Source organism: Microbacterium sp. SA39, assembly GCF_000967865.1.
Classification (GTDB): domain Bacteria; phylum Actinomycetota; class Actinomycetes; order Actinomycetales; family Microbacteriaceae; genus Microbacterium.
Map to the genome: position 1 here is coordinate 114,906 of NZ_JXRU01000034.1, position 12,805 is coordinate 127,710.

The 12,805-nt window shown below is 65.6% G+C and carries 16 protein-coding genes; 14 read left to right on the forward strand and 2 right to left on the reverse strand.

Translation table 11 applies throughout. The annotated features are described in order from the left end of the window. Window position 1 precedes the first annotated feature (1 nt). Window positions 2-625 carry a GntR family transcriptional regulator gene (locus tag RS85_RS10470; RefSeq protein WP_235282410.1) on the reverse strand — a complete coding sequence of 208 codons (624 nt, stop codon included), beginning with the start codon at window positions 623-625 and terminating at the stop codon, window positions 2-4. Window positions 626-1,071: 446 nt separating this feature from the next. Then, window positions 1,072-1,560, reverse strand: coding sequence for a YajQ family cyclic di-GMP-binding protein (locus RS85_RS10475; protein WP_046013397.1), 489 nt, complete (start codon window positions 1,558-1,560; stop codon window positions 1,072-1,074). Between the two features lie 73 nt (window positions 1,561-1,633). Between RS85_RS10475 and RS85_RS19710 the strand changes: the two genes are divergently transcribed. The 14 genes from RS85_RS19710 to rplB all read left to right on the forward strand — a co-directional run bounded on the left by RS85_RS19710 (window position 1,634) and on the right by rplB (window position 12,795). Next, window positions 1,634-1,786, forward strand: coding sequence for a hypothetical protein (locus tag RS85_RS19710; protein WP_160298622.1), 153 nt, complete (start codon window positions 1,634-1,636; stop codon window positions 1,784-1,786). Between the two features lie 117 nt (window positions 1,787-1,903). Next, window positions 1,904-2,968: an ABC transporter gene (locus RS85_RS10480; RefSeq protein ID WP_046013398.1), complete on the forward strand. Its 1,065-nt coding sequence runs from the start codon at window positions 1,904-1,906 to the stop codon at window positions 2,966-2,968. 80 nt (window positions 2,969-3,048) lie between these two features. After that, entirely contained in the window at window positions 3,049-3,468 is a 420-nt protein-coding gene (locus RS85_RS10485) for a hypothetical protein (RefSeq protein ID WP_235282411.1), read from the forward strand. A gap of 60 nt (window positions 3,469-3,528) precedes the next feature. Next, entirely contained in the window at window positions 3,529-4,176 is a 648-nt protein-coding gene (locus RS85_RS10490; RefSeq protein ID WP_046013399.1) for a hypothetical protein, read from the forward strand. A gap of 214 nt (window positions 4,177-4,390) precedes the next feature. Next, window positions 4,391-4,759 carry a 30S ribosomal protein S12 gene (gene rpsL, locus RS85_RS10495; RefSeq protein ID WP_046013400.1) on the forward strand — a complete coding sequence of 123 codons (369 nt, stop codon included), beginning with the start codon at window positions 4,391-4,393 and terminating at the stop codon, window positions 4,757-4,759. Window positions 4,760-4,764: 5 nt separating this feature from the next. Beyond that, window positions 4,765-5,238, forward strand: coding sequence for a 30S ribosomal protein S7 (gene rpsG, locus RS85_RS10500; RefSeq protein WP_045278757.1), 474 nt, complete (start codon window positions 4,765-4,767; stop codon window positions 5,236-5,238). An 84-nt stretch (window positions 5,239-5,322) separates the two neighbouring features. Then, a complete protein-coding gene (fusA, locus tag RS85_RS10505; protein ID WP_046013401.1) occupies window positions 5,323-7,440 on the forward strand; it encodes an elongation factor G in 2,118 nt (705 codons plus the stop codon). Window positions 7,441-7,589: 149 nt separating this feature from the next. Then, a complete protein-coding gene (tuf, locus tag RS85_RS10510; RefSeq protein ID WP_046013402.1) occupies window positions 7,590-8,780 on the forward strand; it encodes an elongation factor Tu in 1,191 nt (396 codons plus the stop codon). Between the two features lie 151 nt (window positions 8,781-8,931). Beyond that, window positions 8,932-9,144 (forward strand): hypothetical protein, encoded by a 213-nt coding sequence (locus RS85_RS10515; RefSeq protein WP_046013403.1) that lies wholly within the window; start codon window positions 8,932-8,934, stop codon window positions 9,142-9,144. An 829-nt stretch (window positions 9,145-9,973) separates the two neighbouring features. After that, window positions 9,974-10,282: a 30S ribosomal protein S10 gene (rpsJ, locus tag RS85_RS10520; protein ID WP_017201594.1), complete on the forward strand. Its 309-nt coding sequence runs from the start codon at window positions 9,974-9,976 to the stop codon at window positions 10,280-10,282. Between the two features lie 8 nt (window positions 10,283-10,290). Further along, window positions 10,291-10,950, forward strand: coding sequence for a 50S ribosomal protein L3 (rplC, locus tag RS85_RS10525; protein ID WP_046013404.1), 660 nt, complete (start codon window positions 10,291-10,293; stop codon window positions 10,948-10,950). 2 nt (window positions 10,951-10,952) lie between these two features. Beyond that, window positions 10,953-11,615 (forward strand): 50S ribosomal protein L4, encoded by a 663-nt coding sequence (gene rplD, locus RS85_RS10530; RefSeq protein WP_046013405.1) that lies wholly within the window; start codon window positions 10,953-10,955, stop codon window positions 11,613-11,615. Then, window positions 11,612-11,935, forward strand: a complete 324-nt coding sequence (rplW, locus tag RS85_RS10535) for a 50S ribosomal protein L23 (protein WP_046013406.1) — start codon at window positions 11,612-11,614, stop codon at window positions 11,933-11,935. The genes rplD and rplW overlap by 4 nt, the downstream gene beginning before the upstream one ends. Before the next feature lie 20 nt (window positions 11,936-11,955). After that, window positions 11,956-12,795: a 50S ribosomal protein L2 gene (rplB, locus tag RS85_RS10540; protein WP_046013407.1), complete on the forward strand. Its 840-nt coding sequence runs from the start codon at window positions 11,956-11,958 to the stop codon at window positions 12,793-12,795. Window positions 12,796-12,805: the final 10 nt, after the last annotated feature.

Genomic DNA, 12,805 nt, shown 5'->3' on the forward strand with positions numbered 1-12,805 from the left:
ATCACACGTAGTGCATCTCGCGCGTGAGTCGCTCCGCCGCGTCGCCGTCCCCGCGGAGCACGGCGTCGTGGAAGTCGACGTAGACCTGCAGCATCCGCTCACGGTCCTCGTTCGGGACGGTCCAGTGGCGGAGATTGCGAAGAAGCGCGACACTCGTCTCCTCGATGACCACGCAGTGCTGCGGGTTGTCGCTGCGCTCACCGAGGTAAGCGAACACCGCCCAGCGACTGTCGATGGTCCGCACGCTGTCGTCGAGAGTGTCGTACATCGACTCGACGAGCCCGGCGACGTGTCGGCGCTGCGAGCTGCTGAGTCGGGGCACGGCCAGCCGAGCGGCGACTCCCGCCTGATAGCCGGCGAATGCGAGCGATTGAGCGACGGTGTCCCTCGATACCTCGGTGACCTCGGTGTAGCGACTGGGATACATGACCACCAGTCCCAGACGCTCGAGCCGTTGCAGTGCTTCGCGCACCGGCGTGCGCGAGACGTGGAGCCGGTCGGCGATGTCCAGGTCGCGGATTCGCTGCCCCGGCGCCAGTGTCCCGTCGATGATCTGCCAGCCGATGTACTGGAACACCTCCTCGGCCAGCAGCTGCTTGCTCTCGCTCGTATTCTTCGATCCCATGCTCTCCATGGATACTGCCCCCCGGTTGCCATCCTTCTCCCGGCGCTGCGATTCACCCGTCGGGGCTCGTCATCACAGATCGCGCAGGATGTCAACACACTACGCGCAAACGACGGGACGCGCTGACACGACGCCTGTGGCGCTCGGAAGATTGGAAAGAGTCTCGTTACGGCCGACGGGTGCGAAGCGCCCGCCGACCGTAGACGACGCGATCACGCGGCACTGGTGCGAACCCCGTCCCCACGGGGGAGGCTCACAGTCCTTCGTGCGCGGAGCCGTCGAACGGCAGAGCGCAAGCGGCGTGGGCGTCGTCGGCCGCATCGGATGCGACCTCTCACAGTCTTGGGCATCCCAACCGGAATATCGGAATGCGATCCGGAGATGACGAAACGATTCGCACGGCGGGCCAGAGCCGCCGTCGCGAAACGGGCGGGCGAGTCGGAGCTCTACCGGTAGTTGATGAACTGCAGATCGACGTCGAGGTCGGAGCCCTTGAGCAAGGTGATCACGGCCTGGAGGTCGTCGCGACTCTTCGACTGCACGCGAAGCTCGTCGCCCTGGATCTGGCTCTTGACGCCCTTCGGGCCCTCGTCGCGAATGATCTTGCCGATCTTCTTAGCGTTCTCCGAGGAGATGCCGTCCTTGAGAGTGGAGACGATGCGGAACTCCTTGCCGCTGGCGAACGGCTCGCCGGATTCGAGGCTCTTGAGGGAGATCCCGCGCTTGATGAGCTTGGTCTGGAACACGTCGAGCACGGCCTTCGCTCGCTCCTCGGTGCCGGCGATGATGAGGATCTGCTCGCCGCTCCACGCGATGGACGCGCCGGCGCCCTTGAAGTCGTAGCGCTGCTCGATCTCCTTGCGGGCCTGGTTGAGAGCGTTCTCGGCCTCCTGGTGATCCACTTTCGAGACGATGTCAAAGGAACTGTCAGCCATGAAGGGAGTCTATCGACTGTGCTGCTCGGCGTTGCGGCGGTCGTGCCGGCCTCCGCGGTCGTACCGTGGAGGCATGGCACGGGTCGGCGGACGCAACCTCGCTATGAGCTGGGTGGCCGGCGTGATCTGCGCGGGCATCATCGCCGCCCTGCTGTGGCTCTCGCTGCCGATTCTTCCGGTCCTGGCCGAATTCGCCGGCGATGCCCTCCGCAGCTCATTGCCCTGAAGCCTGTGCCTCGCGCCCCGTGAGCTGCCGAATGGCGACACGTCGGCACGCCTCCAGGGGCGGCTGCGCGGGCGGCGGTAACCTCGCAGAGCACACATCCGATGAGAGGCGCACCGCATGAGCGATCCTGAGGTTCACAAGACCGACAAGCCGGCGAACGTCGACGACGTGGTCGGCAGCGCCAACGCCAGTCTCGACGACGCGGCGGCCGCCGGCGCCGATGTCCCCGGAGCGCCGGTCCAGGGGTCGGAGAACACGACCCCTGAGAGCAAGCCCGTCGATCCCGACCTCGCCGCCTTCGAAGAGGCGGAACGCGACCACCCCGGCCTGTTCTCGTCACCCGCGGCAACCCAGACGACGCCCGCGTCTGAGCGCACGTACGGACGTGACGATGCTGATGCGACTCCCGCGTTCGTCGCCCCGGTCCCGCGCGACGACACAGCCACGTCCTCCTACGACCGCACGGATTCGTCGGACCGCGCGGACTCGTTCGACCGCACCGGCTCATATGACCGCGAGGAGCGGGTCGCGGATGCCGCATACGCTCCGCACGCCGACCAGGTCGAGACGCGCATCGTCCCGTCCGAACCTCTGGTCGCCTCTGCCGCTCAGGCTCCGCAGCCGATCTTCGTGCAGGCACCCGAACCGCCGCGGGACCGTGGCAACCGCGGTACCGCGGGTGCCATCGGTCTGCTGGCGACCGTCGTCTTCGCCCTCCTCTACCTGGCCGCCACGATCGGCATCCGCGCGGCAGCCGGCGAGGTCACGGGGGAGAACATCGGAGATGCTCTCGTCGCACCGCTGCTCACCTGGGGCTTCTGGACGCCGGTCGTGGTCTTCTTCCTGGGCTTCTGGCTGCTCGGCGCCGTGATCAACCGCGGCCGCTGGGGGCTGTGGGTGGTCTTCGGCATCCTCGTCGGGCTCTTCGCCTACACCGGCCACATCCTGGGCCAGCTGTTCGAAGCCCCGTTCTGGATGCTCACCGCCTCCGAAGGTCTCGAGTTGGCCGGGTCGCAGCTCTTCCAGCCGCTCGCCATCGCCGCCTTCGTCTTCGGGCGCGAGCTGACGATCTGGTTCGGCGCGTGGGTCGCACGCAGCGGGGCCAGGAAGACCGAGCTCAACGCCGAGGCGCAGCGCGAGTACGAGCGCACCCTCGAAGCCGGTCCCACGCTCGCGAGGTAATCACGAACGCCACGACGCCGAACCCCCGCGAGCCCGAGCCCGCGGGGGTTTCGGCCGTCCTGGCGCTGGTCTTCGCGACCGTGGGATTCTTCGCACTCGCCGTGTTCGGGCTGGGCGCGGTGAGTCTGCTCACGGATGCCGAAATCATCGCGGTACCGGGTCTCGGTCCGGTGCCCGGCATCATCGGAATGATCTCCGCGGTCGTGGGCTTCGCGCTCATGCTGCTGTCGGCGCTTCGCCGACAGCAGCCGTCGTTCTTCGCGACCATCTCTATCTCCCTCGTCGCAGGGCTCGCCCACCTCACGGGAGTCTGGGTCGCCGTCCTCTCCGGCTCCGGCAGTATCGTCATCGCCACGGCGGTGGCCGGGGATCTCGTGCGCGGAGGTGCCAGCGCCGTTCTGCTGCTCGCGGCCGCGATCGCGGCATGGGGAGGGATCGCACTCCGTCGTACGCGCGCGGCAAGACCGCGATGGCGCTGGGAGTCGGAAGACGACGAGTGACGCCCCGCCGAGGCGCGGGAAATCGCGACCGCCAGGCGCGACGCGCCGTACGCTGGTGGAGTGGAGCGCTCGTTGGAGACGCAGGTGGACCAGGCCGTCGAGGCCTGGCTGCGCTGGGTGCCGCGCTGGGAGCCGGCGACTCATCGCGGTCGCGTCGCGCCGTGCCGTCGGTGCCTCGGGTCGCCCATCCTGTCGGCGGCAGGGATCGGAGCCAACACGCCCCACGGTGTGCAGCACGGCCTCTCCACCCGGATGAAGACCATCGTCGACCATGCGGTGGCCTACTACACGGCACGCAATCTGCCGATGCTGCAGCGCGAGCTCGACGACCAGGCCGCCAGGAACCGTGCTCGCAGCTATCGGCCGACGGAAGACCTCGACCCCGAGTTCGACGGCCTGCCGCTCGATCCGGAACCGGTGCCGGGAGCCCCGTTCCTCTTCACGATCGCGGGGCTCGCCGATGACGCTGCCGATCAGCTCCCGCCGCTCCCGCCGCTGACGGAGGAGGCGAAGATCGCGCTGCGCCAGGAGGTCGCTCTCGCCGACGAGTACGCCAATATGGTGGGACGAGAGATCTGCGGCATCCTCCTGCGGCACCGTCTGCACATCCAGGCGGCGATCTCTCAGCACGTCGAGCCGCAGATCGAGGCCCTGCTCGCCGAGCTGACCCAGTCTCTGGACTCGCCTTTCGATCCGGATGCCGCGTAGGCGCAGCCGCCCGCTCATTTGACCGCCAGGTTACGCGGCATTACACTTGATCAGGTGTGTGCACGTCTTGACGTGCGCGCTGGGCGTCGGCACCTTGCCGGTCCGCCTCCACGGCATACCCACCACACCACAAAGCCCGCCGATTCCGGCGTGCCGGTGGGGCATGATGTGAAATCCATCACGCTGTCACCGTGCAGCACTATGAGGAGAGAACGTGCCAACCATTCAGCAGTTGGTTCGCAAGGGTCGCTCGCCGAAGGTCACCAAGACCAAGACGCCTGCCCTGAAGTCGAACCCGCAGCAGGCCGGGGTCTGCACCCGCGTCTACACCACCACCCCGAAGAAGCCGAACTCGGCGATGCGCAAGGTCGCTCGTGTGAAGCTGCGCAACGGCGCCGAGGTCACCGCGTACATCCCCGGCGAGGGTCACAACCTCCAGGAGCACTCCCTGGTGCTCGTCCGTGGCGGTCGTGTGAAGGACCTCCCCGGTGTGCGTTACAAGATCGTCCGCGGCGCCCTGGACACCCAGGCCGTCAAGAACCGTAAGCAGGCTCGTTCCCGCTACGGCGCGAAGAAGGGTTGAGTTAAATGCCTCGTAAGGGTCCAGCCCCCAAGCGCCCCGTCGTCAACGACCCGGTATACGGCGCTCCGATCGTCACCTCGCTGGTGAACAAGATCCTCGTCGACGGCAAGAAGTCGATCGCCGAGTCGATCGTCTACGGCGCCCTCCGCGGCGTCGAGGCGAAGAACGGCGGCCAGGACGCCGTCGCCACCCTCAAGAAGGCGCTCGACAACGTGCGCCCCACCCTCGAGGTCCGCAGCCGCCGCGTCGGTGGCTCGACCTACCAGGTTCCGATCGAGGTCAAGCCGCACCGTGCGAACACCCTCGCGCTGCGCTGGCTCGTGAGCTACGCCAAGGGTCGTCGTGAGAAGACGATGACCGAGCGTCTGCAGAACGAGATCCTGGACGCGTCGAACGGCCTGGGTGCCGCGGTCAAGCGCCGTGAAGACACTCACAAGATGGCCGAGTCGAACCGCGCGTTCGCTCACTACCGCTGGTAAACACTTCGCCCGCTCCCGGCTGCACGCCGGGAGCGGGCACCCCCTCCGCGCAGTACCCCTGCACGAAAAGATAAGGACACTCCTGTGGCACAAGACGTGCTCACCGACCTGAGCAAGGTCCGCAACATCGGCATCATGGCGCACATCGATGCCGGCAAGACGACGACGACAGAGCGCATCCTGTTCTACACGGGCGTCAACCACAAGCTCGGCGAGACGCACGATGGCGCCTCGACCACCGACTGGATGGAACAGGAGAAGGAGCGCGGCATCACGATCACGTCTGCCGCCGTGACCTGCTACTGGGACAAGAACCAGATCAACATCATCGACACCCCCGGTCACGTGGACTTCACGGTCGAGGTGGAGCGCTCGCTCCGCGTCCTCGACGGTGCCGTCGCCGTCTTCGACGGCAAGGAGGGCGTCGAGCCCCAGTCCGAGACCGTGTGGCGTCAGGCCGACAAGTACAACGTCCCGCGCATCTGCTTCGTCAACAAGATGGACAAGCTCGGTGCCGACTTCTACTTCACGGTCGACACGATCATCAACCGCCTCGGTGCGAAGCCGCTGGTCATCCAGCTGCCCATCGGCGCGGAGAACGACTTCATCGGCGTCGTCGACCTGGTCGAGATGCGCGCGCTGGTCTGGGCGGGTGACTCCAAGGGTGACGTCACCATGGGAGCCTCGTACGAGATCCAGGAGATCCCGGCTGACCTCAAGGAGAAGGCGGACGAGTACCGTCAGCAGCTCCTCGAGACCGTCGCCGAGACCGATGACGCGCTGCTCGAGAAGTTCTTCGGTGGCGAGGAGCTCACGGTCGCCGAGATCAAGGGCGCGATCCGCAAGCTCACCGTCGCCTCCGAGATCTACCCGGTCCTCTGCGGCTCCGCGTTCAAGAACCGCGGCGTCCAGCCGATGCTCGACGCGGTCGTCGACTACCTGCCGAACCCGCTCGACGTGGGATCGATCCAGGCGCACGACCCCAAGGACTACGACACGATCATCGAGCGTCACCCCGACGCCAAGGACCCGTTCGCGGCCCTGGCGTTCAAGGTCGCCGTGCACCCGTTCTTCGGTCGCCTCACCTACGTCCGCGTGTACTCGGGTCACCTCGACTCCGGTTCCGCGGTCATCAACTCGACCAAGGGCAAGAAGGAGCGCATCGGGAAGATCTTCCAGATGCACGCCAACAAGGAGATCCCGGTTCCCTCGGTCACCGCCGGCAACATCTACGCTGTCATCGGTCTGAAGGACACCACCACCGGTGACACCCTGACCGACCCGGCGCACCCGGTCGTCCTCGAGTCGATGACGTTCCCTGAGCCCGTCATCGAGGTCGCCATCGAGCCGAAGACCAAGGCCGACCAGGAGAAGCTGGGTGTCGCCATCCAGAAGCTCGCTGAAGAGGACCCGACCTTCCGCACGGAGCTCAACCCCGAGACCGGTCAGACGACCATCAAGGGCATGGGCGAACTGCACCTCGACATCCTCGTCGATCGCATGAAGCGCGAGTTCAACGTCGAGGCGAACGTCGGAAAGCCCCAGGTGGCCTACCGCGAGACGATCCGCAAGACCGTCGAGAAGCACGACTACACCCACAAGAAGCAGACGGGTGGATCGGGCCAGTTCGCCAAGATCCAGTTCAACATCGAGCCGCTCGATCTGGACGACGAGAAGACCTACGAGTTCGTGAACGCCGTCACCGGTGGTCGCATCCCTCGTGAGTACATCGGCTCGATCGATGCCGGTTTCCAGGACTCCATGAACGTCGGAGTCCTCGCGGGCTACCCGATCGTCGGCGTCAAGGCGACCATCGTCGATGGTGCTGCGCACGACGTCGACTCCTCGGAGATGGCGTTCAAGATCGCCGGATCGATGGGTATGAAGGAGGCTCTCCGTCGGGCGAGCCCCGTGCTCCTCGAGCCGCTGATGGCCGTCGAGGTGCGCACGCCCGAGGAGTACATGGGCGACGTCATCGGCGACCTGAACTCGCGTCGCGGTCAGATCCAGTCGATGGAGGATGCCGCCGGCGTCAAGGTCGTCCGTGCGCACGTCCCGCTGTCCGAGATGTTCGGCTACATCGGTGACCTGCGCTCGAAGACCTCGGGTCGCGCGGTCTACTCGATGGAGTTCAACAGCTACGCTGAGGTTCCCCGCAACGTGGCCGACGAGATCGTCCAGAAGCACCAGGGCGGCGAGTAACGACCTTTCTGGGAGCCGGGTTCCGACCCGGCTCCCAGGACTCCTACAACTTCACATTCCCTCTCTACTAAACTGAGATTCACACCCGTAGAGAACCGGTCGCAAACCAGTGCCCGGCACCCTCTACATGACGTCCTGAGGAGGACCCAGTGGCTAAGGCCAAGTTCGAGCGGACCAAGCCGCACGTCAACATCGGAACCATCGGTCACGTTGACCACGGCAAGACCACGCTCTCCGCAGCGATCTCGAAGGTGCTTGCTGACAAGTTCCCGTCTGACACCAACGTGCAGCGCGACTTCGCTTCCATCGACTCGGCGCCGGAAGAGCGCCAGCGTGGTATCACCATCAACATCTCGCACATCGAGTACGAGACCCCGAAGCGCCACTACGCGCACGTTGACGCCCCCGGCCACGCCGACTACGTCAAGAACATGATCACCGGTGCGGCTCAGATGGACGGCGCGATCCTCGTGGTCGCCGCCACCGACGGCCCGATGGCTCAGACGCGCGAGCACGTGCTGCTCGCCAAGCAGGTCGGCGTGCCGTACCTGCTGGTCGCGCTGAACAAGGCCGACATGGTCGACGACGAGGAGATCCTGGAGCTCGTCGAGCTCGAGGTCTCCGAGCTGCTCGCCTCGCAGGGCTTCGCCGAGGACGCCCCTGTCGTTCGCGTCTCCGCTCTCAAGGCACTCGAGGGTGACGAGAAGTGGACCCAGTCCATCCTCGACCTCATGGAGGCCGTCGACGAGCACGTTCCGGACCCCGTGCGCGACAAGGACAAGCCGTTCCTGATGCCCGTCGAGGACGTCTTCACGATCACCGGTCGTGGCACCGTCGTCACGGGTCGCGCCGAGCGTGGCACCCTGGCCATCAACTCCGAGGTCGAGATCGTCGGACTCCGTCCGACCGTCAAGACCACGGTCACGGGTATCGAGATGTTCCACAAGCAGCTCGACGAGGCCTGGGCCGGCGAGAACTGTGGTCTCCTGCTCCGTGGTACGAAGCGTGAAGACGTCGAGCGCGGTCAGGTCATCGTCAAGCCGGGTTCGGTCACGCCGCACACCGACTTCGCGGGCACCGCGTACATCCTGTCCAAGGACGAGGGTGGGCGTCACAACCCCTTCTACACGAACTACCGCCCGCAGTTCTACTTCCGCACCACCGACGTCACCGGCGTCATCACGCTGCCTGAGGGCACCGAGATGGTCATGCCCGGCGACACCACCGACGTGACGGTCGAGCTGATCCAGCCGATCGCCATGGAGGAGGGCCTCGGCTTCGCCATCCGTGAGGGTGGACGCACCGTCGGCGCCGGTACGGTCACGAAGATCATCAAGTAAGCATCTGCTTCCTCGCACAGGGGTCGGGCCTTCGGGTCCGGCCCCTTTGTCGTCGCCGCGCGACGCGAGGGTTCCGTTTGCCGGAAGAGGCATGCACAATGATGTTGTCGATCCTCACCGGGTCGACAGCTCACACCTGAGAAGGGGAACCATGGCCATCGATGACGCCGTCAACAAGGGCAGAGACCTGTACGAGCAGAACAAGGACAAGATCGCCGAGGCCGTCAAGAGCGAGCAGGCGGAGGACATCAGCGACAGAGTTCTCGACGGTGTCGCGGACTTCGCCAAGAAGATCGCGCCCGGCGCAGCCGACAAGATCGACGAGATCCGCGAGAGCGCCGACAAGTCCGTCGGCAACGAGTAGCGCTCGCTCCCGTTGTGAAACGGCGTTCCACCTCGCGTGGAACGCCGTTTCCGTGTTTCCGACCAGTATTCCGGGCTCTGCGGACTCGCGAAGGAGCTCGGGAACACGTATGATATTCGAGACCGCCTGGGGATCTTGCGGTCGGGGCAGCCGAAGGGGTTCGGCTCCCGAAATTCGCGGTTTCCGCGAACAATCTGGGGATAAACGATTTTGGGGATCATCGTACGACGCGCGCACTCTGTGCGCCTGAGCGTCTCCCTGCCTGCGCGGCGGGTCTTCCGTCGCGCCCTCGATCGAGGATCCCGGCGTCCCTTCACGCCGGTATCCTCGCGTTCGGTGTGCCCCCTCGCACTGAACGTCCTCCCCAAGCGGGGCGAGGCATGGGGATGCCTCGCCCCGCTCTCCTCTGCGATCTGACCCGGATCGGGCTCGTTTCGAGTCCGGCCGGCACGGCGCGACACGCCCGGGTTTGCAGAAGTGAAATCAGCCGTGGCAGAATAGACAGGTTCGATATTCCGTCGCCGCTGTGCGTGCGATGGATCACTGCCAGGGCAGTGCATAGACGGTGCCTCCTCCGGGATGGTGCAGGGTTCTAGGCCGCGGGTAGCAGAGCAATCCCCGACACCTTCTTCCGAGGAGGTTCGCCGTGCGCGGCGGAGGTCGGCATCCGCATGTCGGAAGACACGCGGCTGACACAAGAACAGTGGTGCAGCAGATCGACTCGCGAGAGCCGTTCGAGTGCCGAGGCGCGAACAGCGCCGACGTGCGTCCAATGCCCCAGGGTCACCCGGCCCAGGACGGTAAGACGCTTAAAGAGAGAGAGCAGACAATGGCGGGACAGAAGATCCGCATTCGCCTGAAGTCGTATGACCACGAGGTCATCGACACGTCCGCACGCAAGATCGTGGACACCGTGACCCGTGCGGGCGCGACCGTCGTCGGTCCCGTGCCCCTTCCGACCGAGAAGAACGTCGTGTGCGTCATCCGGTCGCCGCACAAGTACAAGGACAGCCGCGAGCACTTCGAGATGCGCACCCACAAGCGTCTGATCGACATCGTCGACCCGACGCCCAAGGCTGTCGACTCGCTGATGCGTCTCGACCTCCCGGCCGATGTCAACATCGAGATCAAGCTCTGAGGTCCGGCATGGTTGACATCAACTCCAAGGTTTCCAAGGGCATGCTGGGCACGAAGCTCGGCATGACCCAGGTCTGGAACGAGAGCGGCAAGCTCGTTCCCGTCACCGTCATCGAACTCGCACCCAACGTGGTCACGCAGGTTCGCACGCCCGAGAAGGACGGCTACAACGCCGTCCAGATCGCGTACGGCCAGATCGACCCGCGCAAGGTGAACAAGCCCCTCACGGCTCACTTCGAAGCGGCCGGCGTCACGCCGCGCCGTCACGTCACCGAGATCCGCACCGCGGATGCCGCCGAGTACACGCTCGGTCAGGAACTCACGGTCGACGGCACGTTCGAAGCCGGCCAGCTCGTCGACGTCGTCGGCACGAGCAAGGGCAAGGGCACCGCGGGTGTCATGAAGCGCCACAACTTCAAGGGCGTCTCGGCATCCCACGGTTCGCACCGCAACCACCGCAAGCCCGGCTCCATCGGCGCATCGTCGACTCCGAGCCGCGTCTTCAAGGGCATGCGCATGGCCGGCCGTATGGGTGGCGAGCGCGTGACCGTCCTCAACCTCACGGTGCACGCCATCGACATCGAGAAGGGTCTGCTGCTCGTCAAGGGCGCGGTCCCCGGTGCTCGTGGCCGCATCGTCTACGTCCGCAACGCAGTGAAGGGTGCCTGATCATGGCTGACTCCACTCTCGCGCTCGACGTCCTCAAGGCAGACGGCAAGAAGGCAAGCTCCATCGAGCTTCCCGCCGCGCTGTTCGACGTCAAGACGAACATCCCGCTCATCCACCAGGTCGTCGTCGCGCAGCTCGCGGCAGCTCGCCAGGGAACGCACTCGACCAAGCGTCGCGGTGAGGTCTCGGGTGCCGGCCGCAAGCCGTTCAAGCAGAAGGGCACGGGTAACGCCCGTCAGGGCTCGATCCGTGCGCCGCACATGACCGGTGGTGGCGTCGTCCACGGCCCGAAGCCGCGCGACTACTCGCAGCGCACCCCCAAGAAGATGATCGCCGCCGCCCTCCTGGGTGCACTCAGCGATCGCTTCCGCGGGGACCGCATCCACGCCATCGAGTCCTTCGGGATCGACGGTGCGCCTTCGACCAAGACCGCGGTGAACTTCCTCACCAACGTCGTGTCGTCGAAGAACGTGCTCGTCGTGATCGAGCGCAACGACGACGTGACGCTGAAGAGCATCCGCAACCTGTCGAACCTGCACGTGCTGACGTTCGACCAGCTCAACGCCTACGACGTGCTCGTCTCCGACGACATCGTCTTCACCCAGGCCGCGCTCGAGGGCTTCATCGCCTCGAAGTCCGGCGCCAACCAGGAGGTCTCCGCATGAGCGAGCAGGCATCTGTTCTCCAGACGGCTCTGAACAAGGACCCGCGCGACATCATCCTGAAGCCGGTCGTGTCCGAGAAGAGCTACGGACTCATCGATGAAGGCAAGTACACCTTCCTCGTGGACCCGCGCGCTTCGAAGTCCGAGATCAAGCTCGCCATCGAGAAGATCTTCGGCGTCAAGGTCGCGGGGGTCAACACCCTCAACCGCGTCGGCAAGGCTCGCCGCACCCGCTTCGGCACCGGCAAGCGCAAGGACACCAAGCGCGCCATCGTCACCCTGAAGTCGGGCACCATCGACATCTTCACGGCAATCGGCTGATCCGGGGGATAAGGACAATAATGGCTATTCGCAAGTACAAGCCCACGACCCCGGGCCGTCGCGGCTCGTCGGTGGCTGACTTCGCCGAGATCACCCGATCGACGCCGGAGAAGTCGCTGCTGCGCCCGCTCTCGAAGACCGGTGGTCGTAACAACCAGGGCCGCATCACGACCCGTCACATCGGTGGTGGACACAAGCGCCAGTACCGTGTCATCGACTTCCGTCGCAATGACAAGGACGGCGTCGACGCCCGTGTCGCTCACATCGAGTACGACCCCAACCGCACCGCGCGCATCGCGCTGCTGCACTACTTCGACGGCGAGAAGCGCTACATCCTCGCGCCGGCGAAGCTGAAGCAGGGCGATGTCGTCGAGTCGGGTGCCGGGGCGGACATCAAGCCGGGAAACAACCTCCCGCTGAAGAACATCCCGACGGGTACCGTCATCCACGCGATCGAGCTCCGCCCCGGCGGCGGTGCGAAGATGGCACGTTCGGCCGGTGCATCCGTCCGTCTCGTCGCCAAGGAAGGCACCTACGCCCAGCTGCGTCTCCCCTCGGGCGAGATCCGCAACGTCGATGCGCGCTGCCGCGCGACCATCGGCGAGGTCGGCAACGCCGAGCAGTCGAACATCAACTGGGGCAAGGCCGGCCGCATGCGCTGGAAGGGCGTCCGCCCGACCGTGCGTGGTGTCGCCATGAACCCGGTCGACCACCCCCACGGTGGTGGTGAGGGCAAGACGTCCGGTGGACGTCACCCCGTCACTCCCTGGGGCCAGGCTGAGGGTCGCACCCGTCATGCCAACAAGGAAAGCGACAAGTACATCGTGCGTCGTCGTAACGCCGGCAAGAAGCGTAAGTAGGAGTAAGAGA

Bases quoted from the DNA above. Each gene is read 5' to 3' on its own strand.
- RS85_RS10470 (WP_235282410.1), bottom strand. From the start codon at position 625: ATGGGATCGAAGAATACGAGCGAGAGCAAGCAGCTGCTGGCCGAGGAG.
- RS85_RS10475 (WP_046013397.1), bottom strand. From the start codon at position 1,560: ATGGCTGACAGTTCCTTTGACATCGTCTCGAAAGTGGATCACCAGGAG.
- RS85_RS19710 (WP_160298622.1), top strand. From the start codon at position 1,634: ATGGCACGGGTCGGCGGACGCAACCTCGCTATGAGCTGGGTGGCCGGC.
- RS85_RS10480 (WP_046013398.1), top strand. From the start codon at position 1,904: ATGAGCGATCCTGAGGTTCACAAGACCGACAAGCCGGCGAACGTCGAC.
- rpsG (WP_045278757.1), top strand. From the start codon at position 4,765: ATGCCTCGTAAGGGTCCAGCCCCCAAGCGCCCCGTCGTCAACGACCCG.
- RS85_RS10515 (WP_046013403.1), top strand. From the start codon at position 8,932: ATGGCCATCGATGACGCCGTCAACAAGGGCAGAGACCTGTACGAGCAG.
- rpsJ (WP_017201594.1), top strand. From the start codon at position 9,974: ATGGCGGGACAGAAGATCCGCATTCGCCTGAAGTCGTATGACCACGAG.
- rplC (WP_046013404.1), top strand. From the start codon at position 10,291: ATGGTTGACATCAACTCCAAGGTTTCCAAGGGCATGCTGGGCACGAAG.
- rplD (WP_046013405.1), top strand. From the start codon at position 10,953: ATGGCTGACTCCACTCTCGCGCTCGACGTCCTCAAGGCAGACGGCAAG.
- rplW (WP_046013406.1), top strand. From the start codon at position 11,612: ATGAGCGAGCAGGCATCTGTTCTCCAGACGGCTCTGAACAAGGACCCG.
- rplB (WP_046013407.1), top strand. From the start codon at position 11,956: ATGGCTATTCGCAAGTACAAGCCCACGACCCCGGGCCGTCGCGGCTCG.